Source organism: Afipia sp. MLSD5-FHT05B12 (genome assembly GCF_058793355.1).
The window spans coordinates 343,209-365,752 of record NZ_JBXAFS010000003.1; the positions used below are offsets into that span (position 1 = coordinate 343,209).

At 61.6% G+C, this 22,544-nt stretch carries 20 protein-coding genes; 6 read left to right on the top strand and 14 right to left on the bottom strand.

Annotation, left to right across the window (positions count from 1 at the left end; genetic code table 11):
* Nucleotides 1-55: 55 nt before the first annotated feature.
* Nucleotides 56-1,204 carry a hypothetical protein gene (locus tag AC1Q6J_RS06450; RefSeq protein WP_492278488.1) on the bottom strand — a complete coding sequence of 383 codons (1,149 nt, stop codon included), beginning with the start codon at nt 1,202-1,204 and terminating at the stop codon, nt 56-58.
* A gap of 281 nt (nt 1,205-1,485) precedes the next feature.
* Between AC1Q6J_RS06450 and AC1Q6J_RS06455 the strand changes: the two genes are divergently transcribed.
* A complete protein-coding gene (locus AC1Q6J_RS06455; protein ID WP_492278489.1) occupies nt 1,486-4,215 on the top strand; it encodes an autotransporter outer membrane beta-barrel domain-containing protein in 2,730 nt (909 codons plus the stop codon).
* Here the strand turns inward: AC1Q6J_RS06455 and AC1Q6J_RS06460 are convergent, their stop codons facing one another.
* The 3 genes from AC1Q6J_RS06460 to grxD form a co-directional block, all read right to left on the bottom strand.
* Nucleotides 4,216-5,505: a serine hydrolase domain-containing protein gene (locus tag AC1Q6J_RS06460; protein ID WP_492278490.1), complete on the bottom strand. Its 1,290-nt coding sequence runs from the start codon at nt 5,503-5,505 to the stop codon at nt 4,216-4,218.
* 113 nt (nt 5,506-5,618) lie between these two features.
* A complete protein-coding gene (locus AC1Q6J_RS06465) occupies nt 5,619-6,902 on the bottom strand; it encodes a serine hydrolase domain-containing protein (RefSeq protein WP_492278491.1) in 1,284 nt (427 codons plus the stop codon).
* 177 nt (nt 6,903-7,079) lie between these two features.
* The gene (gene grxD / locus AC1Q6J_RS06470; protein WP_492278492.1) at nt 7,080-7,415 is read right to left on the bottom strand and encodes a Grx4 family monothiol glutaredoxin; all 336 of its coding nucleotides are present in this window, start codon (nt 7,413-7,415) and stop codon (nt 7,080-7,082) included.
* A gap of 303 nt (nt 7,416-7,718) precedes the next feature.
* Between grxD and egtB the strand changes: the two genes are divergently transcribed.
* Together egtB and egtD are read left to right on the top strand one after the other, a co-directional pair.
* Complete coding sequence (egtB, locus tag AC1Q6J_RS06475; protein WP_492278493.1) at nt 7,719-8,990, top strand: ergothioneine biosynthesis protein EgtB; 1,272 nt, start codon at nt 7,719-7,721, stop codon at nt 8,988-8,990.
* Nucleotides 8,991-9,012: 22 nt separating this feature from the next.
* On the top strand, nt 9,013-9,978 hold the full coding sequence (gene egtD / locus AC1Q6J_RS06480) for an L-histidine N(alpha)-methyltransferase (RefSeq protein WP_492278494.1): 966 nt from the start codon (nt 9,013-9,015) through the stop codon (nt 9,976-9,978).
* 32 nt (nt 9,979-10,010) lie between these two features.
* Here the strand turns inward: egtD and AC1Q6J_RS06485 are convergent, their stop codons facing one another.
* The 3 genes from AC1Q6J_RS06485 to AC1Q6J_RS06495 are packed head-to-tail and all read right to left on the bottom strand — an operon-like array spanning nt 10,011 to nt 12,113.
* Nucleotides 10,011-10,661, bottom strand: a complete 651-nt coding sequence (locus AC1Q6J_RS06485; protein WP_492278495.1) for a glutathione S-transferase family protein — start codon at nt 10,659-10,661, stop codon at nt 10,011-10,013.
* A gap of 9 nt (nt 10,662-10,670) precedes the next feature.
* Nucleotides 10,671-11,855 (bottom strand): low temperature requirement protein A, encoded by a 1,185-nt coding sequence (locus AC1Q6J_RS06490; RefSeq protein ID WP_492278496.1) that lies wholly within the window; start codon nt 11,853-11,855, stop codon nt 10,671-10,673.
* 21 nt (nt 11,856-11,876) lie between these two features.
* The gene (locus tag AC1Q6J_RS06495) at nt 11,877-12,113 is read right to left on the bottom strand and encodes a BolA family protein (RefSeq protein WP_006021342.1); all 237 of its coding nucleotides are present in this window, start codon (nt 12,111-12,113) and stop codon (nt 11,877-11,879) included.
* Nucleotides 12,114-12,266: 153 nt separating this feature from the next.
* On the opposite strand from AC1Q6J_RS06495, the gene AC1Q6J_RS06500 reads away from it, so the two are divergent.
* On the top strand, nt 12,267-12,623 hold the full coding sequence (locus tag AC1Q6J_RS06500; protein ID WP_492278611.1) for a DUF427 domain-containing protein: 357 nt from the start codon (nt 12,267-12,269) through the stop codon (nt 12,621-12,623).
* 142 nt (nt 12,624-12,765) lie between these two features.
* On the opposite strand, the gene purL is transcribed toward AC1Q6J_RS06500, so the two are convergent.
* A complete protein-coding gene (gene purL / locus AC1Q6J_RS06505; RefSeq protein WP_492278497.1) occupies nt 12,766-14,979 on the bottom strand; it encodes a phosphoribosylformylglycinamidine synthase subunit PurL in 2,214 nt (737 codons plus the stop codon).
* A gap of 487 nt (nt 14,980-15,466) precedes the next feature.
* Here purL and AC1Q6J_RS06510 point away from each other — a divergent pair, with 487 nt between their 5' ends.
* Nucleotides 15,467-16,816, top strand: a complete 1,350-nt coding sequence (locus AC1Q6J_RS06510) for a protoglobin domain-containing protein (RefSeq protein ID WP_492278498.1) — start codon at nt 15,467-15,469, stop codon at nt 16,814-16,816.
* A 78-nt stretch (nt 16,817-16,894) separates the two neighbouring features.
* On the opposite strand, the gene purQ is transcribed toward AC1Q6J_RS06510, so the two are convergent.
* From purQ to purC, 5 genes are all read right to left on the bottom strand, one after another.
* Complete coding sequence (purQ, locus tag AC1Q6J_RS06515; protein WP_492278499.1) at nt 16,895-17,596, bottom strand: phosphoribosylformylglycinamidine synthase subunit PurQ; 702 nt, start codon at nt 17,594-17,596, stop codon at nt 16,895-16,897.
* Nucleotides 17,597-17,860: 264 nt separating this feature from the next.
* Nucleotides 17,861-18,412 (bottom strand): hypothetical protein, encoded by a 552-nt coding sequence (locus AC1Q6J_RS06520; RefSeq protein ID WP_492278500.1) that lies wholly within the window; start codon nt 18,410-18,412, stop codon nt 17,861-17,863.
* 43 nt (nt 18,413-18,455) lie between these two features.
* The gene (locus AC1Q6J_RS06525; RefSeq protein ID WP_492278501.1) at nt 18,456-18,833 is read right to left on the bottom strand and encodes a hypothetical protein; all 378 of its coding nucleotides are present in this window, start codon (nt 18,831-18,833) and stop codon (nt 18,456-18,458) included.
* Nucleotides 18,834-19,067: 234 nt separating this feature from the next.
* A complete protein-coding gene (gene purS / locus AC1Q6J_RS06530) occupies nt 19,068-19,310 on the bottom strand; it encodes a phosphoribosylformylglycinamidine synthase subunit PurS (RefSeq protein ID WP_492278502.1) in 243 nt (80 codons plus the stop codon).
* A 117-nt stretch (nt 19,311-19,427) separates the two neighbouring features.
* Complete coding sequence (gene purC / locus AC1Q6J_RS06535; RefSeq protein ID WP_019196322.1) at nt 19,428-20,195, bottom strand: phosphoribosylaminoimidazolesuccinocarboxamide synthase; 768 nt, start codon at nt 20,193-20,195, stop codon at nt 19,428-19,430.
* 399 nt (nt 20,196-20,594) lie between these two features.
* Between purC and AC1Q6J_RS06540 the strand changes: the two genes are divergently transcribed.
* On the top strand, nt 20,595-20,912 hold the full coding sequence (locus tag AC1Q6J_RS06540) for a DUF1476 domain-containing protein (protein WP_492278503.1): 318 nt from the start codon (nt 20,595-20,597) through the stop codon (nt 20,910-20,912).
* 69 nt (nt 20,913-20,981) lie between these two features.
* Here AC1Q6J_RS06540 and AC1Q6J_RS06545 read toward each other — a convergent pair whose 3' ends face one another.
* On the bottom strand, nt 20,982-22,172 hold the full coding sequence (locus AC1Q6J_RS06545) for a TrmJ/YjtD family RNA methyltransferase (RefSeq protein ID WP_492278504.1): 1,191 nt from the start codon (nt 22,170-22,172) through the stop codon (nt 20,982-20,984).
* Between the last annotated feature and the right edge of the window lie 372 nt (nt 22,173-22,544).

Here is a 22,544-nt window from a genome sequence, read left to right on the forward strand (position 1 = left end):
ATTACAGAAATGCGAAAGGCCGCCCACCGGGCGGCCTTTTTCCTTGGCTGATGGATTATGACGCTGGTGATGCGGGATTGGGTTCAGCCAACGCGAAATCCCGCAACAAGCGAACTGCGATCCGCACCACCTCCGCCTGTGTCCTGGCTCCAGTCCGCGACAGCGCACTCCGCAGATGGAATCGCGCCGTGTGAATTGTGACGCCCTCGCTTTCGGCAAAGGTCTTGAGATCGTGATCAGCCGCCAAAGCCGCGACCAGCCGCGCGGCTCCCTTCGACAGCCCGAGCCCCTGCTCCAGGATTTCGGACGTATTGGCAGATCCGGAGTCCGGATCGTGTACGACCACGATCGCGCCGCGAGGCCCGCCGCGCTCCCAGTCGGATTGCGCGGATGACGCCGGGGAAGGCGCGACCAGGACAGCATAGTCCCGCCCCTCGTTACGAGGCACGGCAACCACGCCGCCGGAACCGCCGCCACCGACATTGATCAAAAGCGCATCGAACCGGCGACGCGCCTCTGTATTGGTCACCAGGGGTTGGCCCCTGCGGCCGAATATGAAGCCATCATTTTGCTGAGCGAGAGCCTGCATTGCCGCGTTGACGAACAGCACCTCTCCGTCAGCCGCCAGCAGGACGAGTCCAGCCTGAAGGCGGTCAAGCGTTGCCTGCAATCCGACATTTCTTGAATCGATCCGAAAGAACGTGCGGCGCAATTGCAGCGCACGGGTGATGTGCGGCATGAGTTGCTCGAGGTGCGCCACTTCCTGCTCGTTGAAGGGCGCACGATCATCGCCACGCATCAGCGCGATCATCGCGAAGTTGCCGTCGTTGGAATAGAGCGGTCCGCCGAGCGTCTCGATCAGGCCGATCGGTTTGAAGAACTCGTTATAAAAGGGATCGACGGCACGCTCTTCGGGCGTGAACATCCGGTTGGTGGTCATGGCCTGGCCGGCAGGCAGAGCGAGAAAGCGGGCCGGCGCGGGATCGATCTGGGCATATTTCTCGACATAAAGCTGCAAGCTCTGATGCAGCGTGCCTGATGTCTCGACAAAATTCGCCGTCGGATCGCGTGCGTCGACCATCACCAGGACGGCACTACGGCAACCGAACATGTTCTGGATCAACTCCAGCGCGAGAGTGAGTTGGCCACTATCGGAAACCCCTTGATAAAGCGCGTCCAGAAACCTGCCTTCGGCCTCGCTCACGACCACCCCGCCGCTACCCGCTGTGGAAAGCTAAGATGACACACCAATTTAAAACTAACCCTATTCATTTGAATAGTGCGTGACGTATCTGCCTTTGGCACCGTCTGGCCGTTGTTCTGGGGAATACGGGGCGGCTGGTGGCAAAATTATTTGGCGGGGCGCGGGGCGCGGGGCAAACCGCGCCAGCGCTGAGGTTTTATGCTGTAATTTTTGGCTCGATGACTGCGTTGCGGCCTTGCATTGAGAGGCGGCAGATAACGCTCCGCCAGCATGTCGTATGGATGTGCGCCGCCGGTGTGATGGCGTTGTCGATTCCGCAAATCTTTTCACCTCCCCCGGCTCAGGCCGCCGATGTCGAAATCACCGCGAACACGCCGAGCGTCAATCTCGATACATTCTCCGGAACGACTGCGCATATCGCCACCGGAGTCACCGTGGGATCGGCAAGCCCCGCCCTTAGCGCCACGTTGCAGGCGTGGTCCATTACAAACGACGGCGCCGTGACCGGCGGCAACACTGTAAAACTTGACCAGGGCGGCACCTTCACCAACACGGCCGGGGCGACCGTTACCGGCACCGCGACGGCAATCACCTTCGGCTACAAGCCGTTCGGCCTGCCTCCAGCCGGCGGCCCGGGCACGCTGAACAACTACGGCACGATTACTGGCGGTGTCGAAGGGGTCACAATGTGGCTCGGTGGAACGGTCAACAACTATTCCAGCGGCCTGATCAAGACCGACACGGGCGTCAACGCAGTGTCAATCGGGCAAGGTACGTCGCGCACGTTGTTCAACGCAGGAACCATCCAGTCGAACAAGACAACCGGCTTCAGCACCGGCGTACTCATTCAAGGTGGTCCCTCGACATTTACGAACACCAGCACCGGCGTGATCTTCGGCGACTATAACGGCGTCTATGGCAGCGCCAGCGCGGTGTGGACCTCGTTCAGCAACGCTGGCTCGATTACCTCGAATCGCGGCGCGGCGGTCGAGGCAACCGGCGGCGGAACCATCACGAATAGCGGCACCATATCGAACTCCGGGAGCGCCGGAACGGCCGCCGACTGGAACGGCATTCTGGTTCGCAACGTCGCAACCGCAGAGATCATCAACAGCGGCACAATCTCCGGCAAGACAAATGCGATCACATTCGCCGCCAACGCAGGTGTTCCAGCAGGCGCCACTCACACACTTCGGCTTCAAACCGGCTCCGTCCTTAACGGCAATGTGCTCGGCGGCACCGGCACCGACAACCTGATCCTGGAAGGTACCGGCATCGAAGGCATCGCGAAGTTTTCCAACTTCGAAACTTTGACGATGAATGGCGTGGACTGGACCCTGACCGGAAACGGGATGTTTTCCACCGCCACAACCGTGCAAGCCGGTACGCTGCGGATCAGCGGACAGCTCACGAGTCCCGCAGTCGGCATCCAGAACGGCGGCACCCTGACCGGCAATGGCACCGTGATCGGCAATGTTACGAACGCAAGCGGGGGCAACGTGCAGGTCGACAGCGGCACGCTGGCATTCAATGGCAACTACATTCACCAGATGGGCGCGTTCTTCACCGTCGGCGTCACCCCCTCCGCCAACGGCCTGCTTGCGATCACCGGAGCCGGCCACACCGCCACCATCAACGGCGGCACCGTGCGCGTGATGGCCGGCGTCGGCAGCTACGCCCCCACCACACAATATACGATCCTGACGGCCACCGGCGGCCGCAGCGGCACGTTCAGCGGCGTGACATCGAACTTCGCGTTCCTCGATCCCTCGCTGATCTACGATGTCAACAATGTTTATCTCACGCTGGTCCGCAACAGCATCGACTTCGCCAGCGTCGGGATCACGCCGAACCAGATCTCGGCGGGCGGCGGCCTCGCAGCCCTCGGCATGGCCAATCCAATTGTCAGCGCGGCGCTCGTACTCACGCCGGATCAGGCCCGTGCCGCGTTCGACAGCGTGTCGGGCGAAATTCATCCGAGCCTGCATTCGCTGATGCTCGATGAAAGCTCTCTGGTCCGCGACGCCATTCTCGGCCGGCAGCGGCAAGACCCCGCGACCGGCTCACAGGCAACCGGATTTGCAGATGAAGAGGAATCCGCACTCGCCTATGCGAAGAAGATGCGCAAGGCCAAAGGCGGGCCCAAATGGCCGATCAAGGCGCCCCCGCCGGTCATCGCTCCGGTCTACGGCGCGTGGGTGCAGGGCTACGGCAACTGGATCCGGCTCAACAGCGACGGCAATGCCGCGACGCTGCGCGCGACCAATGGCGGCGCCATCGGCGGTGTCGATGTGACGCTCAACAGCACCTGGCGTCTGGGCGTCGCGACCGGCGGCGGGCGCACCGATGCCCGCGTCGATGCACGAACGTCATCCGGCACCATCGATACCTTCCATCTCGCGGCCTATGGCGGCGGACGGATCGGCGACTTTGCGCTGCGCACAGGTGCCGCCTACTCACATCACGACATCTCGACAACGCGCACCAGCGCCCTCCCCGGCTTCGCCGATATGGCAACTGCAAGCTACAACGCCGGCACGGCGCAGGTCTTCGGTGAAGCCGCCTATGGCATCGTCAGGAGCTGGGTGAATACTGAAGCCTTCGCGAACCTCGCCTACGCAAACGTGCGCAGTGACGGCTTCACGGAAACAGGCGGGCCTGCGGCGCTCAGGGTGGCACAGGCCACCACGTCTGCGACCTATTCAACGCTCGGGCTGCGCGCGCAGGCGCCGATCCCGGCGATCGGTCCCTGGGCCATGACCGGGCGCGGATCGCTCGGATGGCAGCATGCCTACGATGGCGCCGTGCCTGTCTCGCTGATGGCGTTTGCGGCAAGCCCGTCGCCGTTCGCCATCGCGGGCGTTCCGATCGCAGCCGATACGCTGCTGGTCGAAGCCGGGCTGGATGCGCTTGTTCACCGAAATGCGGTACTGACGCTGCTATATGTCGGGCGTCTCGCGGCAGATGCCAGCGCTCATTCCGTCAGGGCAAACCTCGCCGTCAGGTTCTGATTATTTCATCGCGCCGTAGACAAGGCTTCTGAACGCCGACTGGATGCGTCCGCGCTGCGAGGGCGACTGGATCATCAGGATCGCGAACATGTTTTCCTTTGGATCGGCCAGGAAGTAAGTCCCGCTGCCCCCGCTCCACTCGTATTCACCGACAGAACCGGCCCAGTGGCTGACGCCGGCATCGGTTCGCACGGCGACACCGAGGCCGAAGCCAAATCCGGCACCGGGAAAATAGTAGACCCATGGTTTGATGCCCGTTCCCTCGCCGATATGGTTCGACGTCATCAGGTCCACGGTCTTGCGCGCCAGAATGCGCGTGCCGTTGAGTTCACCGCGATTCAGCAGCATCTGCACAAATCGCGCATAGTCGGCCATCGACGACACCATGCCGCCACCGCCGGATTCCCATTTGGTGACCACGCGTGGATCGCGATCGAGCTTGTCGTATTTGGTCGGAAATGAATCGGCGAGCAGCGCCTGCCTCGCCGGATCTGTGACAAAGAAGCCCGTATTCGACATGCCGAGCGGGTCGAGCAGGTTCTCTTTCTCGAACTGGTAGAGCGATTTTCCCGTAATCACTTCAATCACCCGCCCAAGTACGTCGGTGGCGTGACCATAGGTCCAGTACTCACCGGGCTGGCCGATCAGCGGCAGCGCGGCAATCTTGTCCGCGACTTCCGCGTTGGTGAACTTTCCCGACATCAGGTCGGCGTCCTCATAAGGCTTCTTCACCACGCCGTAGGCCAGCGATGCATATGGAATGCCCGCTGACTGCCGCAGCAGATCGTGAATCTGGATCGCGCGGCGTGGCGCGACGAGATCGAGTTCGGGCTTGCCGTCAGGGCCGGGTTTCTCCGCACCGACCTTGATGTTGTAGAATCCCTTGATGTATTTTCCGACCTCGTCGTCGAGCGCCAGCTTGCCCTGCTCCACCAGCATCAGCGCCGCCACGGAGGTGATCGGCTTGGTCATGGAAAACAGCGTGAAGATGGTGTCGGGCGTCATCGGCGCCTTCGTCGCAGGATTGCGCACGCCGAAAGCTTCGTAATATGCGGGCTGGCCGTGGCGCTGGATCAGCACGATCGCGCCAGGAATCTTCCTCGTTGCGACTTCGTTGTTGAAATACTCGGTAATGCGCGCGAGCCGCTCCGGGAAGAAGCCGGCCTTGTCCGGGTTGGTCCGCCCGAGGCTTTCCGCGAAAGCCTGCGGTGACTGCGATATGACTGCGGCAGAGATGGATGTGACAAGCAAGGCAGCGCCAACGCGCCGGGCGATATTTGAATAAAACAACACCGATCTCCGCAAAATCCGGTCAATGAGCCGGACTTTAGCGGTTAGCTGCCATCGTGCAAGGAAACGAAACGGATCAGCCCGGCGCGCGTACCGGGCTGATCCAACCCGCATTATTTCTCGAACGACCCGTAGACGAGGTTCTTGAGCGCGACGCGATGGCGCCCACGGTGCTGGACGGTCTGGGACATAAAGACCACGAACATGTCCTCCTTCGGATCGACCCAGAACGTGGTGCCACCCACGCCCGACCAGTTCATCTCGCCGACGCTGCCCTCCATCACGCTGACACCCGGCTCGGTGCGCACCGCGAATCCGAGGCCGAAACCGAAGCCCGGCCCGGGCAAATAGTAGGGACCGTTCACCACGCCCGATGCCGGGCCGACATGGTTCGATCCCATATAGGCGATGGTTTTCGGGCTCAGATAGCGCTTCCCATCGAGCGTGCCGCCGTTCAGCAGCATTTTCGTGAAGCGCGCATAATCGCCGATGGTCGAGACCATGCCGCCACCACCGGACTCCCACTTGCGCGCGATGCGCGGATCGTTCATCTCGGCGTCATTGCCGATCTTGCGGTCGTTCGGAAACGGCTCTGCGATCAGCGGCTGCCTGGCCTTGTCGGTGACATAGAAGCTGGTGTCCTTCATGCCGAGCGGATCGAGAATGCGCTCCTTCTCGAACTGATACAGCGACTTGCCGGACACCACTTCGACCACCCGGCCGAGAATGTCGGTAGAGTGACTGTAGTCCCAGGTCGATCCCGGCTGATAGGCCAGCGGCAGCCTGGCGATGCGGTCGGCAAAGCCGGCGTTGTCGACATCTTCCGAAAAGATTTTCGCCTCGGCATAGGCCTTCTTGACGAGCCCCTCGCCGAAGAAGCCGTAGGTAATGCCCGAGGTGTGGCGCATCAGATCCTGCACCGTCATGGGGCGGCGGGATGGCACGAGATCGAGCGTCATGTTTCCGTCATCGCCCTTCTTCTCGACGCCGACTTTCACGTCCTTGAAGGCGGGAATGAACTTCGCAACGGGGTCGCCGAGTTGCAGCTTGCCCTCCTCCACCAGCATCATCGCCGCCACCGTCGTGACAGGCTTCGACATCGAATAGATCCGGAAGATGGTGTCCGCCGTCATCGGCGCCTTGGTGGCCGGATCGCGGACACCGAAGGTCTCGTAATAGGCGACCTGGCCGCGCCGCTGGATCATCACCACAGCACCGGGAATCTTGTTGGTAGCGATTTCGTTCTTGATGTAGGCGCCGATCCGCGCGAGCCCTGCGGGCGAAAGCCCCGCCTCGGCGGGCCGGGTACGGACAACACTGTCGGCAAACGCGGTGCTGGCAACGGCAAGCGTCAGGGCAATAAACAGCGGCGCCCTGATGTGGCGAGACACGAACATAGAAATTCCTCCCAAGTCTTTTCAGACGAACGCCCGGATCGTTTGTGTCCGGGCTTGGGAGGAAGTGTATCGGTCAGGAAGAGTGATTCACAAGCGAGACGGCTGAAGCCGTCTCGCAAAATGCGTAGTCCCGAAAGGTGGAAACCGGTTTTCGGATCAGATCATGCCCAGTAAACATCAGCCAACGGGCTGTTGAACCGCGACACCCTTGTCGGCGAGCAACTGCTGCAATTCACCGGCCTGGAACATTTCGCGGATGATGTCGCAACCACCGACGAATTCGCCCTTGACGTAAAGCTGCGGAATGGTCGGCCAGTTCGAATAGATCTTGATGCCGTCGCGCAGCTCGCCCGACTCAAGCACGTTCAGGCCCTTGTAGGCGACGCCGACGTGATCGAGAATCTGGACCACCTGGCCCGAAAATCCGCACTGCGGAAACTGCGGCGTACCCTTCATGAACAGCACGACGTCGTTGGACTTCACTTCATTGTCGATGAATTGGTCGATGCTCATAATCGCGTCCTTAAAACTGGCTCTGCCCAAGCCGGAATCGGTCACCGGCCTCTTTCTCTAAGCATATATGTAGCGTGAAACGGCGTCGCAGCCCAATCAAATCGCCGAAAGGGTGCCATGCCGTCCTAAAAAGGGGCAATGCGGGGCTGCCATGCTCGGCCCGCTGTAACAGCGCCATAGCCGGCGCGTATCCACTTCATGGCTGACGGTGCCTTTTATCTCCGGCAGGGGCCCCTATGTAGAGCATCCGTTCTGCGGAACCGTTCCGGAGAAGCATCGTTCTCCCCTCAACCGGAGATTCTCGTGACGAAACCAGCATCCCAACCAGACGCCCGTGTCGCCACTTCCTCCGCATTTATGGCCAAATCCGGCCAGAAGTCACGCAATGAGCTGGCCGCGCGGCTGCTGGCGGCCTATCGCACCGTCCGGGACGAGACCGAGCGGCGGGCGGCCCCGCTGTCACCTGAGGACCAGTTGGTCCAGTCGATGCCGGATGCCAGCCCGGCCAAATGGCACCGCGCTCACGTGACCTGGTTCTGGGAGCAGTTCCTGCTGGGCGAGTATTCGCCGGGCTATACGCCCTACCATCCGGATTACGCGTACCTCTTCAATTCCTATTACGTCAGCGCCGGACCCCGTCACTCCCGCGCCCACCGAGGCGACCTCACCCGTCCCGGCGCGGACGAGGTGACGGCCTACCGCAAGCACGTCGATGCCGCAGTCGCGGCATTTTTCAGTTCGGCCGATGCGGACACCCTGACGAAGCTGGAGCCGCTGATCGAGGTCGGCCTCAATCACGAGCAGCAGCATCAGGAATTGCTGCTCACTGACATCCTGCACGCCTTCGCGCAGAATCCGCTCCCGCCCGCCTACGAACCCGGCTGGACATTCCCGGCCGCGACCCGCAGCGGCGACGCATGGGTCACGCTGATGGAGGGTATCCACACCATCGGGCATGCCGACGGGTCATTCCATTTCGACAATGAGAAGCCCGCGCACCGCGCTCTGGTCGGCCCTGTGAAGCTGGCGCGCAATCTCGTCACCAATGCCGAATGGCTCGCCTTCATGAAGGACGGCGGCTACACGACGCCGACGCTGTGGCTGATGGACGGCTTCGCGACCGCCGAGCGCGAGGAATGGCAGGCCCCGGGCCACTGGCGGAAGGTCAACGATGAATGGAAGATCATGACGCTCGGCGGTTTGCAGCCGATCGATCCGTCAGCACCAGTCTCCCATGTCAGTTACTACGAAGCCGACGCATTCGCGCGCTGGAGTGGAAAACACCTGCCGACGGAAATGGAATGGGAAGTCGCTGCCCGCGCCGGTCATCTGAACGACGCCTTCGGCATCGTCTGGCAGTGGACCCGCAGTTCGTATTCGCCTTATCCCGGTTATCGCGCCGTTGAGGGCGCGCTCGGAGAGTACAACGGCAAATTCATGATCAACCAATTGGTGCTGCGCGGCTCATCGCTGGCAACACCGGACAATCATAGCCGCATCACCTATCGCAATTTCTTCTATCCGCATCACCGCTGGCAGTTCACCGGACTGCGCCTCGCCGATTACGCCGTTTGAACCCCGAACACATGAGACCGTCATGAATGTGCATGTCAACGCGCGGGCCGATGCTCCGCCCCACGATCAAATTGACCGTTCCTTCGCTCAGGACGTGATCGCGGGGTTCTCGCAACAGCCGAAAAAGCTATTGCCCAAATATTTTTACGACGAGGCAGGCTCGAAGCTGTTCGAGCAGATCACGCTGCTGCCGGAATACTACCCCACCCGCACCGAACTGCGCATTCTGCGCGAGCGCGGCGCGGAGATCGGAGCGGCGATCCCGGCCAATGCGGCGCTGGTGGAATTCGGTGCCGGCGCGACGACCAAGGTGCGCCTGCTGCTCAAGCAGTGCGCGTTCAGGGCTTATGTGCCGGTGGACATCTCGGGTGATTTCCTCAACGGTCAGGCCAGCGCCTTGCGCGAAGACTTCCCCAATCTCGCGGTTCATCCGGTGACGGCCGATTTCACCAAGCCGTTCGAACTGCCGCCGGAAGTGGAAGACATGCCCAAGGTGGGCTTCTTTCCCGGCTCAACCATCGGAAACTTCGACCCGCATGAGGCTTCCGCCTTCCTGTGCAGTGCCCGCGCCATTCTCGGCGCAGGCGCGACGCTGATCGTCGGCGTCGATCTCGAGAAGGACGAGCGCGTGCTTCACGACGCCTATAACGACGCTGCGGGCGTCACCGGTCAGTTCAATCTCAACGTACTGGTACGCATCAACCGCGAACTCGGAGGCAATCTCGATCTCGATGGCTTCAGCCACAGTGCTATTTACAACCGCGAACGCCATCGCATCGAGATGCATCTGATCAGCCGCAAGCCGCAAACCGTGCGGGTGCTGGATCATACGGCGACGTTCCGCACCGGAGAAACGATCCACACCGAGAGCAGCTATAAATACAGCATCGAGCGTTTCACGGCGCTGGCGCGCGATTCGGGATGGACCCCGCGCGTCTCATGGACCGACCCTGACGGGATGTTCTCGGTTCATGCGCTGGTAGCGTAAGACAATCCCCGGAAATCGAGAGCAAATCTCGATCAACCGACTGGCTTGCGGGTGTTGACCGCCAACTGAGCGGCGAAAGCCCGCTGGTAGGCGGGCCGCGCTTCGCCGCGAGCGACATAGGCGGCAAGGTTCGGGTATTCGTTCAGAATGCCCGATGGTTTCACCCTGAGCAGCACCGACGCCATCATCAGGTCGCCCGCGCTGAACGCACCGTCGAGCCAGTCGGCACCGCCCAAGCGGGCGGATAATTGCTTCAGCCGGTCGCGCACGCGATCCATGACCAGCGGCATGCGCTCCCCGGCCCAGGGCTTGTCGCCTTCAACTATCTTCGCGGTGACAAGTTCAAGGATCGGCGGCTCCACGGTGTTGACCGCGGCGAACATCCAGGTGATCGCACGCGCCCGTGCGTTGGCGTCGTCCGGCAGCAGGCCCGCATGGCGCTCGGCGATATGGAAGACGATCGATCCTGTCTCGAACAGCGCAAGGTCGCCTTCCTCATAGGTCGGAATCTGCCCGAAAGGATGCAGCGCCATATGCGCTGGCTCCTTCATCGCATGGAATGAAACAAGACGAACCTCGTAGCGTTGGCCCGCTTCCTCAAGCGCCCACCGAACGCGCGTATCTCGCGCCAGCCCCTTGCCGCCGTCGGGTGAGCTTTCAAAGGCAGTAATGATGATGGTCATCGTGAGGCTCTAAACCTCCTTGGGCTCGTCGCGGTGGGTACCCAGCGAAATCGCTTCCCAGGCCGCGACGATCAGCATGATTGCAGTCGTCGCCGCCGACAGCGAAAGCGGCGACAGATCATGCGCGAACGGGATCAGCGCGGCCAGCAGACCGATGCCGACAAGGTGCGAGAGCTGAAAGATGCCGCGGATGCTCCGCTTGAACAGAATAGTACCGATCAGGAACAGCAGCGGCCCGCCAATCATGCTGAGAATGGTTTTGATATCGGTGTGACCGTCCGGATGCGCCAGCAGCAACTCGTCGCCGACTGCCGATACTACGATCCCCGCGACAATCGGCAGGTGCAGATAGGTGTAGGCGAGCCGCGCCAGCTTGCCGGTCTCTTCGGAATGCGAAATGTGTTCCGCCCCCGCTTCGGCGCCGATGTGGAAATACACCCACCACATTGCGATGCTGCCGACCAACGCGACAATGAAGCCGATGATCGTCGGTGCGGTCCATGCGGCTGACGCGAAGGTCGCGCCGGTGACCACGATGGATTCCCCGAGCGCGATGATGATGAACAATGCGCAGCGCTCAGCCATGTGGCCGCCTTCGACTTCCCAGTCCGCGAGCGGTGTCGCGCCCAGGCCCGGAAACCAGAAACGCGTCACCGGGCCGCAATATTCGATTGCTACCGCCACGACCCAAAGAAGAAGCCGCGCCTGCCCCTCCGCGAGCCCGCCCGCGATCCAGAACACACCGCTGCATGCGAGCCACAGGGTGATGCGCAACAGGTTCATACGCCAGCCAGGCTGGGACTTCGGTATCGAAAGGAACGTGAAGGCCGATCGCCCGACCTGCATGACGACAAAGGCCAGCGCGAACGCCAGTCCCCGGCTTTCGAAAGCCTTGGGAATGGACGTGGACAGCAGCAGGCCGGCGATCATCAGCCCGAACAGCATCACGCGAACCGGCGTGCGCTCCGGGTCGAGCCAGTTGGTGATCCAGGATGTGAAAATCCAGACCCACCAGACCGCCAGAAACAGGATCGTGGTTTGCAGAACGCCGAGCGGCGTGAAATGCGCCAGCAGGGTGTGGGAAATCTGGGTGATGGCGAAAACGAACACCAGATCGAAGAACAGCTCGACGTAGGTGACGCGATGATGCTGGTGCGGCGCGCGCGCCCGCAGCAAGGTTTTTGTTGTCGACACGGTTGCCCCCGCTTCCGTCGATCAGGCGTCGGGCACACCCGTCTGCAACGCCAGCGCGTGAAGAACGCCGCCCATCTGTCCCTTCAGTGACTGATAGACGATCTGGTGTTGCTGCACCCGCGACTTGCCGCGGAAGGATTCCGAGATGACGGTGGCCGCGTAGTGATCGCCGTCCCCGGCAAGATCGCGGATGGTGACCTGCGCGTCAGGCAAGGCAGCCTTGATCATCGTTTCGATGTCCCGCGCGTCCATTGGCATGTCTTTGAATCTCCTGATCTTGAGCCTTCCCGGCCAAGGCAATGCACGAAATATGCCTGATTCTAGCCCGTACAACCCGCGCCGTCACGCGAGCATTGCCCAGGATGGCCCCTATATTGTGACCTTAACAGGGAGCTCAGCATGAATGTTCGCATCAAGATTCCAGGCCCGGACCACCCGATCACCATCGCGCCAAACCCCAAACGGGTCCGCGTCAGCGTCGGCGGCGATGTCATCGCCGAAACCAGCCACGCCCTGACACTCAAGGAAGCGCGCTACCCGGCCGTCCAGTACATTCCCCGCGCCGACGCCAATGCCGGCAAGCTGAAACGGACCGAACACAGCACGTATTGCCCCTACAAGGGCGACGCGAACTATTTCAGCATCGTCTCCGGCGGCAAGACGCTGGAAAACGCCATCTGGACCTATGAAACGCCCTACGAGGCGGTGAGGGAAATCGCCGGACACCTGGCGTTCTACCCGGACAAGGTCACGATCGAGGAGGTTTAGGGACATCGTCTCATCAGCCAGAGTTCGTCATGGCCGGGCGTCGTCCCGGCCATCCACGTCTTTCTTGACGACTGCCGCAAAGACGTGGATGCCCGGCACAAGGCCGGGCATGACGGAAAGTCCCAAAAGACAGCGGCCGCAATCAGCCCTTGCCGGCCATGTAGGCCGGAAGCCAGTTCTCGTAGCCCGCCTTGAGCGAGGCAATCGACACCGGAGCCTCGCCCTCGATTGCAATGGCCTCACCGCCGGTCTTGCCGATGACATGACACGGCACGCCCACGGCCTTGAGCTTGCTCAGCACCATCAGCAAGTGTTCCTCCTGCACGGTGACGACATAGCGCGCCTGATCCTCGCCGAACCACCACGCATACGGCACGATCTCATCCGGCGGCGCATCGAGGATCGCACCGATACCGCTGGCCATCGCCATCTCGGTCAGCGCCACCAGCAGGCCGCCGTCGGAGACGTCATGCACGGCGGTCGCGGTTCCGCCCTTGATCATGCCGCGCACCACGTCGCCGTTGCGCTTCTCGATGTTGAGGTCGACCGGCGGCGGTGCGCCCTCTTCCCTGCCGCAGATGTCGCGCAGATACACCGACTGGCCGAGCCAGCCCTGGGTATCGCCGATCAGCAGGATCGCTTCGTCCGCGGCCTTGAACGCCAGCGTGGCGGACTTGGTGAAATCGTCCAGCAGGCCCACGCCACCGATCGACGGCGTCGGCAGAATGCCGCGGCCGTTGGTTTCGTTGTAGAGCGAGACGTTGCCCGACACGACCGGGAAATCCAGCGCGGTACAGGCCGCCGCGATGCCCTTCAGGCAGCCGACGAACTGGCCCATGATCTCGGGCCGCTCGGGATTGCCGAAATTCAGATTGTCGGTGATGGCGAGAGGCTTGCCGCCAACCGCCGTGATGTTGCGCCAGGCTTCCGCCACCGCCTGCTTGCCGCCCTCGAACGGATCGGCTTCGCAATAGCGCGGCGTCACATCGCAGGTCAGCGCGAGCCCCTTCGGCCCGTCCTGCACGCGCACCACCGCCGCGTCGCCGCCGGGACGCTGCAGCGTGTTGCCGCCGATGACGTGATCGTACTGCTCCCAGACCCAGCGTTTCGAACACAGCTCAGGCGTGGCAATCAGCCTGGACAGCGCATCCGAAACCGAAACCGGCGGGGTGACGTCGCGCGCATGGATTAACGGCAACTGCGGCGACGGCACATGCGGACGATCGTAAAGCGGCGCTTCCGATTCCAGTTCCTTGATCGGCAGATCGGCCATCACGTCGCCGCCATGCTTCACGACAAAACGCTGCGTCGGCGTCGTGTAGCCGACGATGGCGAAGTCCAGCCCCCACTTCTTGAAGATCGCTTCAGCCTGCTTTTCCTTCTCGGGCTTCAGCACCATCAGCATGCGCTCTTGCGATTCCGAGAGCATCATCTCGTAGGCGCTCATGCCGGTTTCGCGCGTCGGCACCGAATCCAGATCGAGTTCAACACCGAGATCGCCCTTCGCGCCCATCTCGACCGCGGAGCAGGTGAGACCCGCAGCGCCCATGTCCTGAATCGCAATGACGCAATCCGCTTCCATGATTTCGAGACATGCCTCGAGCAGCAGCTTCTCCGCGAACGGATCGCCGACCTGCACGGTCGGACGCTTCTCGGCGGAGTCATCGTCGAACTCGGCCGACGCCATGGTCGCGCCATGGATGCCGTCGCGGCCGGTCTTGGAGCCGAGATAGACGATCGGCATGTTCACGCCGCTCGCGGCGGCATAGAAAATCTTGTCGGTTTCAGCGAGGCCCACCGCCATCGCGTTGACGAGGATGTTGCCGTCATAGCGCGTGTGAAAACGCGTCTGCCCGCCAACCGTCGGCACGCCGAACGAATTGCCGTAGCCGCCGACACCCGCGACGACGCCCGATACGAGATGGCGCGTCTTCGGATGGCTCGGATCGCCGAAGCTCAGCGCATTAAGGCAGGCGATCGGCCGTGCGCCCATGGTGAACACGTCGCGCAGAATGCCGCCGACGCCCGTGGTCGCCCCCTGATAGGGCTCGATGTAGCTCGGGTGATTGTGGCTCTCCATCTTGAAGACCACCGCGAGGCCATCGCCGATGTCGATGACGCCCGCGTTCTCCCCCGGCCCCTGAATGACCCATGGCGCCTTGGTCGGCAGGCCGCGCAGATGGATGCGCGAGGACTTGTAGGAACAATGCTCGTTCCACATCGCCGAGAAGATGCCGAGTTCCGTGAACGTCGGTACCCGCCCGATCAGCTTCAGGATGCGCTCGTATTCGTCCGGCTTAAGCCCGTGGCTGGCGACGAGATCGGGGGTGATCTGGGGTTCGTTCCTGATCGTCAAGGCGACGGCGCTCCGGGTCAAATGCTTCGGCATCCCTCCGGGCGACCGGAGGTGCGGGATGGACGGAATATGCTTGATTCCGGACCTCTTTGTGCATGGCAGTCCGGCCTGCGGCAAGCATCAGATAGGGAGAAATCCCGGCTAAAAAACCCCCTGTCGCGGGCCCGCGCCACAGGCTCCGTGAGGGCCCACCGAGCCTCTTTTCAGAACTCGGACGGCTCTGCGCCAAAAACTCCGCGCTCGCCCCCAAAACCCGGCCGCGAACACCCACAGCCAGCCGGCAGGCGAACGAAAAGCGATTGAAATCATGTCGTTACGCGGCGGCGCCCCATGATATTTAGACCGCATTAACCAAATCTCCGTAGCGTAGCCAAGCCAGCGCGCTTTAAACGCGCCCGGTTATCTCCGTCACATCGGACTGCGTAATCCGCTGCCTGCATCCGCAAGCGGTATACGCGCCGCTACGCTCAAGTCAGGCTCAGACACCATGAACCCTTCCGACACTCTCGCCGCCCGCATGGCCTTCATCGGAATCGACGACACGACCCGCACTCTGCTGCGCGAGGTCCGCCCCATGGCAATGGCGGCGCTGCCAGCGATCCTCGACGGGTTCTACCGGACCATCGCGAAGTTTCCGGACGTCGAGAAAATGTTTCCGCGCCCCGAGATCGTCGCTCACGCGAAGGCCGCGCAGCTTACCCACTGGGACATGATCCTGTCCGCGCGTTTCGACGCCGACTATGTCCGCTCCGTCACGCGGATCGGCGAGACCCATCACCGTCTCGGCCTCGAACCGCGCTGGTACATCGGCGGCTACAAACAGCTCATCAGCGGCCTTGTCGCCGCGATCGAAACCGGCGTCACGGCGCGTTTCGGCGGCCGGACCTTGCGCGAAAAGAAAGCCGCGATCATCGACGCAGTGGTCGGAGCTGCGATGCTGGACATGGATTTCGCCACCTCGGTCTATCTGGACGCCGGCATGCGCGAAAGGCGCGACGTTCTCGAACGGCTGGCGGGGCAGTTCGAACAAACCATCTCGCAGATCGTGGGGCGTGTCGGCACGACATCGCAAAATCTCAATGCCGCGGCCGATACATTGAAATCCACCGCCGACCAGACACGGACCCTCTCGAGCTCCGTTGCATCGGCTTCCGAACAGGCTTCGCAAAGCGTGCAGTCCGTGGCGGCTGGCGCGGAGGAAATGAGCGCTTCCGTCTCCGAGATATCGCGGCAGGTTCAGGAATCGCTGCGGATCGCAAACGACGCGGTCAAGCAGGCCGAAGGCGCCAGCGGCCGGGTGGCCGGCCTCAGCGAAGCCGCAGCGCGCATCGGCGATGTCATCAAGATGATCAATGCCATCGCGGAGCAAACCAACCTGCTCGCGCTCAACGCGACCATCGAGGCAGCGCGCGCGGGCGAGGCCGGCAAGGGATTCGCCGTCGTGGCACAGGAGGTCAAGGCGCTCGCCTCACAGACCGCAAAGGCGACGGACGAAATCAGCACCCAGATCGTGGGGATGCAGGCATCGACCAGCGAAACCGTTGGCGCCATCACCGAAATCAGCGGCACGATCAGTTCGATATCCCGGATCGCGGGGGCGATCTTCGAAGCTGTCGATCAGCAGAACGCGGCCACGCGCGAAGTCACCAGCGGCATCCAGGTCGCGGCGACAGGATCGTCGAATGTGGCTGCCAACATCATCGCGGTCAGCAAGGGCGCCGAGGACACCGGACACGCGGCGGCGGACGTCTATTCGTCAGCAAGCTCGCTGACGGCGGAAAATCAGCAGTTGCGGACCCAGGTCGATCATTTCCTGGCGACGCTGCGAAGCGCTTGATGCAAAAAAATATCGCGGCTCCCCGGGGCCGCGATTTTCCTTCTGTTCAATGATCTTGCCGCACGCGCGGATAACGTCTCAGGCCGCGTTTTCCAGATGCGCAACGAGGCCCGCGAACAATCCGCGGCCGTCGGTGTTGCCCATGATGTCTTCGACGTGATTTTCGGGGTGCGGCATCATGCCAAGCACGTTGCCCTTGTCGCTGACAATGCCGGCGATCGAGGCCGCCGCGCCGTTGATGTTGTGCGTATCGCCGACTTCGCCTGACGCGCTGCAATAGCGATAGAGCACCCGGCCCTCGCCTTCGAGACGGCGGATGGTCTCTTCATCGGCGGCATAGTTGCCCTCGCCATGCGCCACCGGCACGCGGATCACCTGCCCGGCATTGTAGCCGCGCGTGAACGGCGTATCGGAACGCTCGACGCGCAAATGCACGTCGCGGCAGATGAACTTGAGCTGCGCGTTGCGCATCAGCACGCCGGGCAGCAGGCCCGACTCGCAGAGAATCTGGAAACCATTGCAGACACCCAGCACGAGGCCGCCAGCGGCGGCATGAGCGCGGACCGCATCCATGATCGGCGCGCGGGCGGCAATCGCCCCGCAGCGCAGATAGTCGCCATAGGAAAACCCACCGGGCACCACGACGAGATCCGTGCCCTTCGGCAAGGCGGTGTCGGCGTGCCACACCATCGCCGCGTCATTGCCGGACGCGAGCTTGAGCGCGCGCGCCATGTCGCGTTCGCGGTTGATGCCGGGGAAGACGAGAACGGCTGATTTCATTGCAATTCCGGACACAGAGGACAGATTCAGCGATTCATTGCCGCCGGGGCCAGACATACCCATTTGGCCGCCACTTTTCCAGTGTCGCCCCTCTTGAGGAGCCCTGACGTCCACGCAGGACACGGTCACCTGGAGCGGGAACCTCTGTGGAAATCACAGATTTAGCCGCATCCCCCGGAATTCAATGGACGTGCGCATAATCGCCCAAGCGAGCGGAACGAGCTTGCGTCGATCTTTCGGCCAACGGGCACAGGCCCATCGTTACTACTGGATCGGAGTATCCTCGACTTCCATCGCTTGTGTGAACAGATTTCGATTTCGCCGGGCCACATCGAGAGAGCCGGAGTAAGATGAAAAGGTGACGAGAGCCGACTTTACGAACAAAATCACCCGGCTCACATAGACCGGTTCCTTTTCGCTGACGATACGCGCTTCCCCGAAGACTGCCGGATATCCGCGAATGGTGCTTGTGCCATTGGATATCCGCTCCACCTTGCGGCCCAATGCACGCGCTTTCTCGTTATCCCGCGACATTTCATTCGGAATATTTCCGGCAAGCTTCGCCAACGCTTGCCGGTCAGGATTTCGCGTCGGGCTGGTTGAAATGTTCGCCGTCACCGTTGACGGCGCGGGGCAAGCCAACGGCCGGCAAACAAATTCGCCATTGCTGTTGCTGAAAAAGTTGCTCTTGCCGGCCCATTTGGCGGGATCAGGATTCTTTATCTTGACCCTTGTGGTCCCCGGCGCTTGAGCAAGAGCCTGCCATGAACTGAACGAACAAAAGACCGCGAGCAAACCAACAAACAGCAATCGCATCACATCCCCCAAATCAGAAGATAACCGGAAATTTCAATGATTTTCACCGCGCTTGCGGCGAGTAGTCTTCGACCTCGATCAGAGCGACAAAGTCGGCGCTGTTTCGCCGCGCGACATCGAGACTGAGCGACGAAGAAATGACGTCCACCGTGCCGTTGCCCGCGAATACCAGCTTGCGGACGACGTACACTGACTTGTCGCCAAGCTGTCCGCGATATTCCCAGTGAACGGCGGGAAAATCCTTCGCTTTCGTGACAATTGAGGTCAGCAGGTTGAGGTCCTGCAATCGTCCCGAGCTTGCCGACGGCGAGGCTTCTTCAACTACGGCCATCTGACGGGCCGCATCGTCCTGGGCAAACTTCTGGAGCGCCTGCGGGTCCGGGCTGCGCGTCGGACTAACGCCAAGCTTGATATGGACCATGGAATTTTCAGGACACGCCAGCGGTCGACAGCGGAAGACCGACCTGTAATCGAAGCTGCGCTGCCCCACCCACTTGTCGGGGTCGGGCGGCCTATAGCGAACCTTCGTCCCGGGATTATCTGGCCCAACAGGCTTCGTTACGCATCCCGCAAGCACAAACACAGTCGCGGCTATGGCCGCGACCCGAACAAAAATCGAAAACGCCACCCAAGCCCCCGCCCGTAACGCTGACCTTTAGGCCAATATTTCCACCCTATAATTCTCGATCACAGTATTCGCGAGCAGCTTGTCGGCCGCGGCCTTCAGTGCGGCCTCGGCCTTCGCCTTGTCGCTGCCTGCGACTTCGATGTCGAACACCTTGCCCTGCCGCACGCTGGCAATGCCATCGACACCGAGCGATTTCAGCGCTCCTTCGATAGCCTTGCCCTGCGGGTCGAGAATGCCGTTCTTCAATGTGACGGTGACGCGCGCCTTCATTTTATCCTCGTCATTCCGGACGAGCCGCGCAGCGGGTCGATCCGGAATCTCGCAAACAATTTCTGGATTCCGGGTTCGCTCGTAAAGCACGAGCGCCCCGGAATGACGTGGCCGAATTCAGCTCTTCACAAGCACCGGGCCGGAGCCTGCGGGACGGTCGTTCTCGATCAGGATGCCGAGACGCTTGGCGACTTCGGTGTAGGCCTCGAGCAGCCCACCGAGATCGCGGCGGAAGCGGTCCTTGTCCATCTTCTCGTTCGACTTGATGTCCCACAGCCGGCACGAGTCCGGCGAGATTTCATCGGCGACGATGATGCGCATCATGTCGTTCTCGAACAGCCTTCCGCATTCCATCTTGAAATCCACAAGACGGATGCCGACGCCCAGAAACAGCCCGGTGAGGAAGTCGTTGACGCGAATGGCAAGCGCCATCATGTCGTCAATCTCCTGCGGCGTGGCCCAGCCGAACGCGGTGATATGCTCTTCGGAAACCATCGGGTCGCCGAGTTGGTCGTTCTTGTAGTAGAACTCGATGATCGAGCGCGGCAGTTGGGTGCCTTCCTCGATGCCAAGGCGCTGCGACAGCGATCCGGCGGCGACATTGCGCACCACGACCTCGAGCGGCACGATCTCGACCTCGCGGATCAACTGCTCGCGCATGTTGAGCCGTTTGATGAAATGCGTCGGCACGCCGATGTCGTTCAGATGCTGGAAGACATACTCCGAGATCCGGTTGTTGAGGACGCCCTTGCCCTCAATGATCTGGTGTTTCTTGGCATTGAACGCGGTGGCGTCGTCCTTGAAATGCTGAATCAGGGTTCCAGGCTCGGGCCCTTCGTAAAGGGTCTTGCCCTTGCCTTCGTAAATGCGACGCCGACGGCTCATAGGGATGTACCGTGTTCTGTTGAAGTCCATGAATGGGGTGCTCCGGATGATTTACGCGACCCACGACGGAGCTGCCGTGAAGCCCGGAATCGTGAAACAAACCGCGAACCGGACTCATCGGCAAACTAACCGATTGATCCGGCCGATACAATGTAAGGGCGCGCGTTTTACCGGCTCCTTTTAGGCTTCCTGCGACCTCTCGGACATTGCTTTGAGGGGAGCTGACCCCCTATATGCTGGGCCTCCGCCGCCGGCAGAGCGCGATCAGCAAAAGTGGGAACCGGTTTTGCGTCCGATCGCGCTCTAACTTCTTAGAAGCGCATGATCTTTTCGCCAAACCGCGCACACTTTGGCGGATCATGCGCGGCAAATCCCAAATTCAGCTTACGGAACAGATATATGTCGACTTTTGACAAGCGCGAGGAAGGCTTCGAGAAAAAGTTTGCCCTCGACGAGGAACAGAAGTTCAAGGCGGAAGCCCGCCGGAACAAGTTGCTGGGTCTTTGGGCCGCCGAAAAACTGGGCAAAACCGGCGACGACGCCGTGGCCTACTCCAAGGAGGTCGTCGCGGCCGATTTCGAGGAATCTGGCGATGCCGACGTGCTGCGCAAGGTCGCAGCCGACCTCGCCGGCAAGGGTGTGTCGGAAGCCGATGTCCGCAAGAAGATGGACGAACTGGTGGCGGTCGCCGTCGGCCAGATCAAGGCCGGGCAGTAAGAGCAACACGTTGAACAAAAAAAGCGCCGCGCGATCCGATTGCGCGGCGTTTTTTGTTACGGAGACCTGCTAGCTGACCGCAGCCAGCCGGTCGAGCTGCGCCTCGAGGTCGGTTTCCACATCCGCCGCGTTGATCAGGCACACGCGATACCCCCGCGCCTCAAGCCATTCACGCCGTACCGCACGATCCCGTGCGATCACATCGGTCTCATTGGCGTTGACGAGTTCGATCGCCAGCCGCTTCGTGAACGACACGAAGTCCGGAATATGACGCCCCACCGGCGTCTGCCGCTTGAAGTGAGACGCGAAACGGCGGTCTGTCCTCAGGGACTGCCACAGGATGCGCTCCGCATCGGTGGGATTGCGCCGCAGCAGCCGCGCAAGCCCCCTCACCGTGCTGCTGTCGGATGCCGTCCGGCCTTCGGAATGTTCCGCCAGCAGCGCGCGCAGCCGCGTCGCCTCGTTGCCGTCGAGGACTCCGCCTTTCGCAGGGCCTTTCCGGCCTTCCGCGATGGCCATGACCACGCCGTGCAGAGTGTGCATGTCCTGCTTGGTCGGCTCCATCCGGGTAAAGATATTCCGCATGTTCACCAGCATGGTGTCGCGCTTTTCCGGCGGACGCAGGAATTCGACCTTGTCGAGTTCACTCACGAGGTTGTCGAAAAACGCCTGGATCTGATGGTTCGAGGCCCGTTCGGAGCGTTCCGGCATGTCGAACGGCAGTGTATTGGCGGTGGCGAGCTTGAACCATTCATAGCCCATCAGCAGCACCGCTTGGGCAAGGTTCAGCGACGCGAAACCCGGATTGACCGGAAAGGTCACGATCCGGTTGGCGAGCGCGACCTCATCGTTCTGCAAGCCGTAGCGCTCACGCCCGAACATGATCGCCGCCGTGCCGCTCGCCGCGGTTTCCCCGACCATCTGGCGGGCGGCCTCCTCCGGCCCGACCACCGGCTTGGCCTGATCGTGCGCTCGCGCCGTGGTGGCGAACAGCAGCGAGCAGTCAGCCACCGCTGCCTCCACCGTATCGAACAGTTCGACTTTATCGAGAATATGGTCGGCGCCTGCGGCAGCGCGCTGGGCGGCCATATTGGGCCAGCCGTCGCGCGGATTGACGATGCGCAGCCGCGTCAGGCCGAAATTGCCCATGGCGCGCGCGCACATGCCGATGTTTTCGCCGAGCTGCGGTTCGACCAGGACCACCACGGGCCCGGCCAACTCCTTTCGCGCCTTGGTTTTGTCGGTGCCTGAACCGGTCATCGGGGCTCACTCTCTGAGTCAACAACTGGAGGTCCCGATTCAAACGCTGAACGCGTTGAATCAAGTGCTGACCATCCTGATTCAACGTCTGAAGGTTTTGATTCAGCCGCCGGGGGGATCGTGAATCAGCTTGTGAAGGTTCTGATTCAACCTGTGAAGACATTGAATCAAGAACCGAAGAGGCTGATTCAAGTCCGCCCGAGGATTTATGAAATTATCCTTATAAATCAACGGGATTGCCAAATGGTTTGAATCTCGCGCGAAACGCGAGGTGGGAGTCCGGCCCCCGATCGCGCCACCCTGCGGCGCCCCGAATCGCGTCCAGGGAAGTGCCGAAGGGTTTTGGCACTGCACGGTTTCCGCAAGCGGCGG

Excerpts from the sequence above, each read along its gene's own strand:
- AC1Q6J_RS06455 (WP_492278489.1), top strand. The coding sequence starts at position 1,486 with ATGTGCGCCGCCGGTGTGATGGCGTTGTCGATTCCGCAAATCTTTTCA.
- AC1Q6J_RS06495 (WP_006021342.1), bottom strand. The coding sequence starts at position 12,113 with ATGCCAATGGACGCGCGGGACATCGAAACGATGATCAAGGCTGCCTTG.
- AC1Q6J_RS06510 (WP_492278498.1), top strand. The coding sequence starts at position 15,467 with ATGAACCCTTCCGACACTCTCGCCGCCCGCATGGCCTTCATCGGAATC.
- egtD (WP_492278494.1), top strand. The coding sequence starts at position 9,013 with ATGAATGTGCATGTCAACGCGCGGGCCGATGCTCCGCCCCACGATCAA.
- purS (WP_492278502.1), bottom strand. The coding sequence starts at position 19,310 with ATGAAGGCGCGCGTCACCGTCACATTGAAGAACGGCATTCTCGACCCG.
- purC (WP_019196322.1), bottom strand. The coding sequence starts at position 20,195 with ATGAGCCGTCGGCGTCGCATTTACGAAGGCAAGGGCAAGACCCTTTAC.
- AC1Q6J_RS06540 (WP_492278503.1), top strand. The coding sequence starts at position 20,595 with ATGTCGACTTTTGACAAGCGCGAGGAAGGCTTCGAGAAAAAGTTTGCC.
- AC1Q6J_RS06485 (WP_492278495.1), bottom strand. The coding sequence starts at position 10,661 with ATGACCATCATCATTACTGCCTTTGAAAGCTCACCCGACGGCGGCAAG.
- grxD (WP_492278492.1), bottom strand. The coding sequence starts at position 7,415 with ATGAGCATCGACCAATTCATCGACAATGAAGTGAAGTCCAACGACGTC.
- AC1Q6J_RS06525 (WP_492278501.1), bottom strand. The coding sequence starts at position 18,833 with ATGGTCCATATCAAGCTTGGCGTTAGTCCGACGCGCAGCCCGGACCCG.
- AC1Q6J_RS06545 (WP_492278504.1), bottom strand. The coding sequence starts at position 22,172 with ATGACCGGTTCAGGCACCGACAAAACCAAGGCGCGAAAGGAGTTGGCC.
- AC1Q6J_RS06520 (WP_492278500.1), bottom strand. The coding sequence starts at position 18,412 with ATGCGATTGCTGTTTGTTGGTTTGCTCGCGGTCTTTTGTTCGTTCAGT.
- purQ (WP_492278499.1), bottom strand. The coding sequence starts at position 17,596 with ATGAAATCAGCCGTTCTCGTCTTCCCCGGCATCAACCGCGAACGCGAC.
- AC1Q6J_RS06465 (WP_492278491.1), bottom strand. The coding sequence starts at position 6,902 with ATGTTCGTGTCTCGCCACATCAGGGCGCCGCTGTTTATTGCCCTGACG.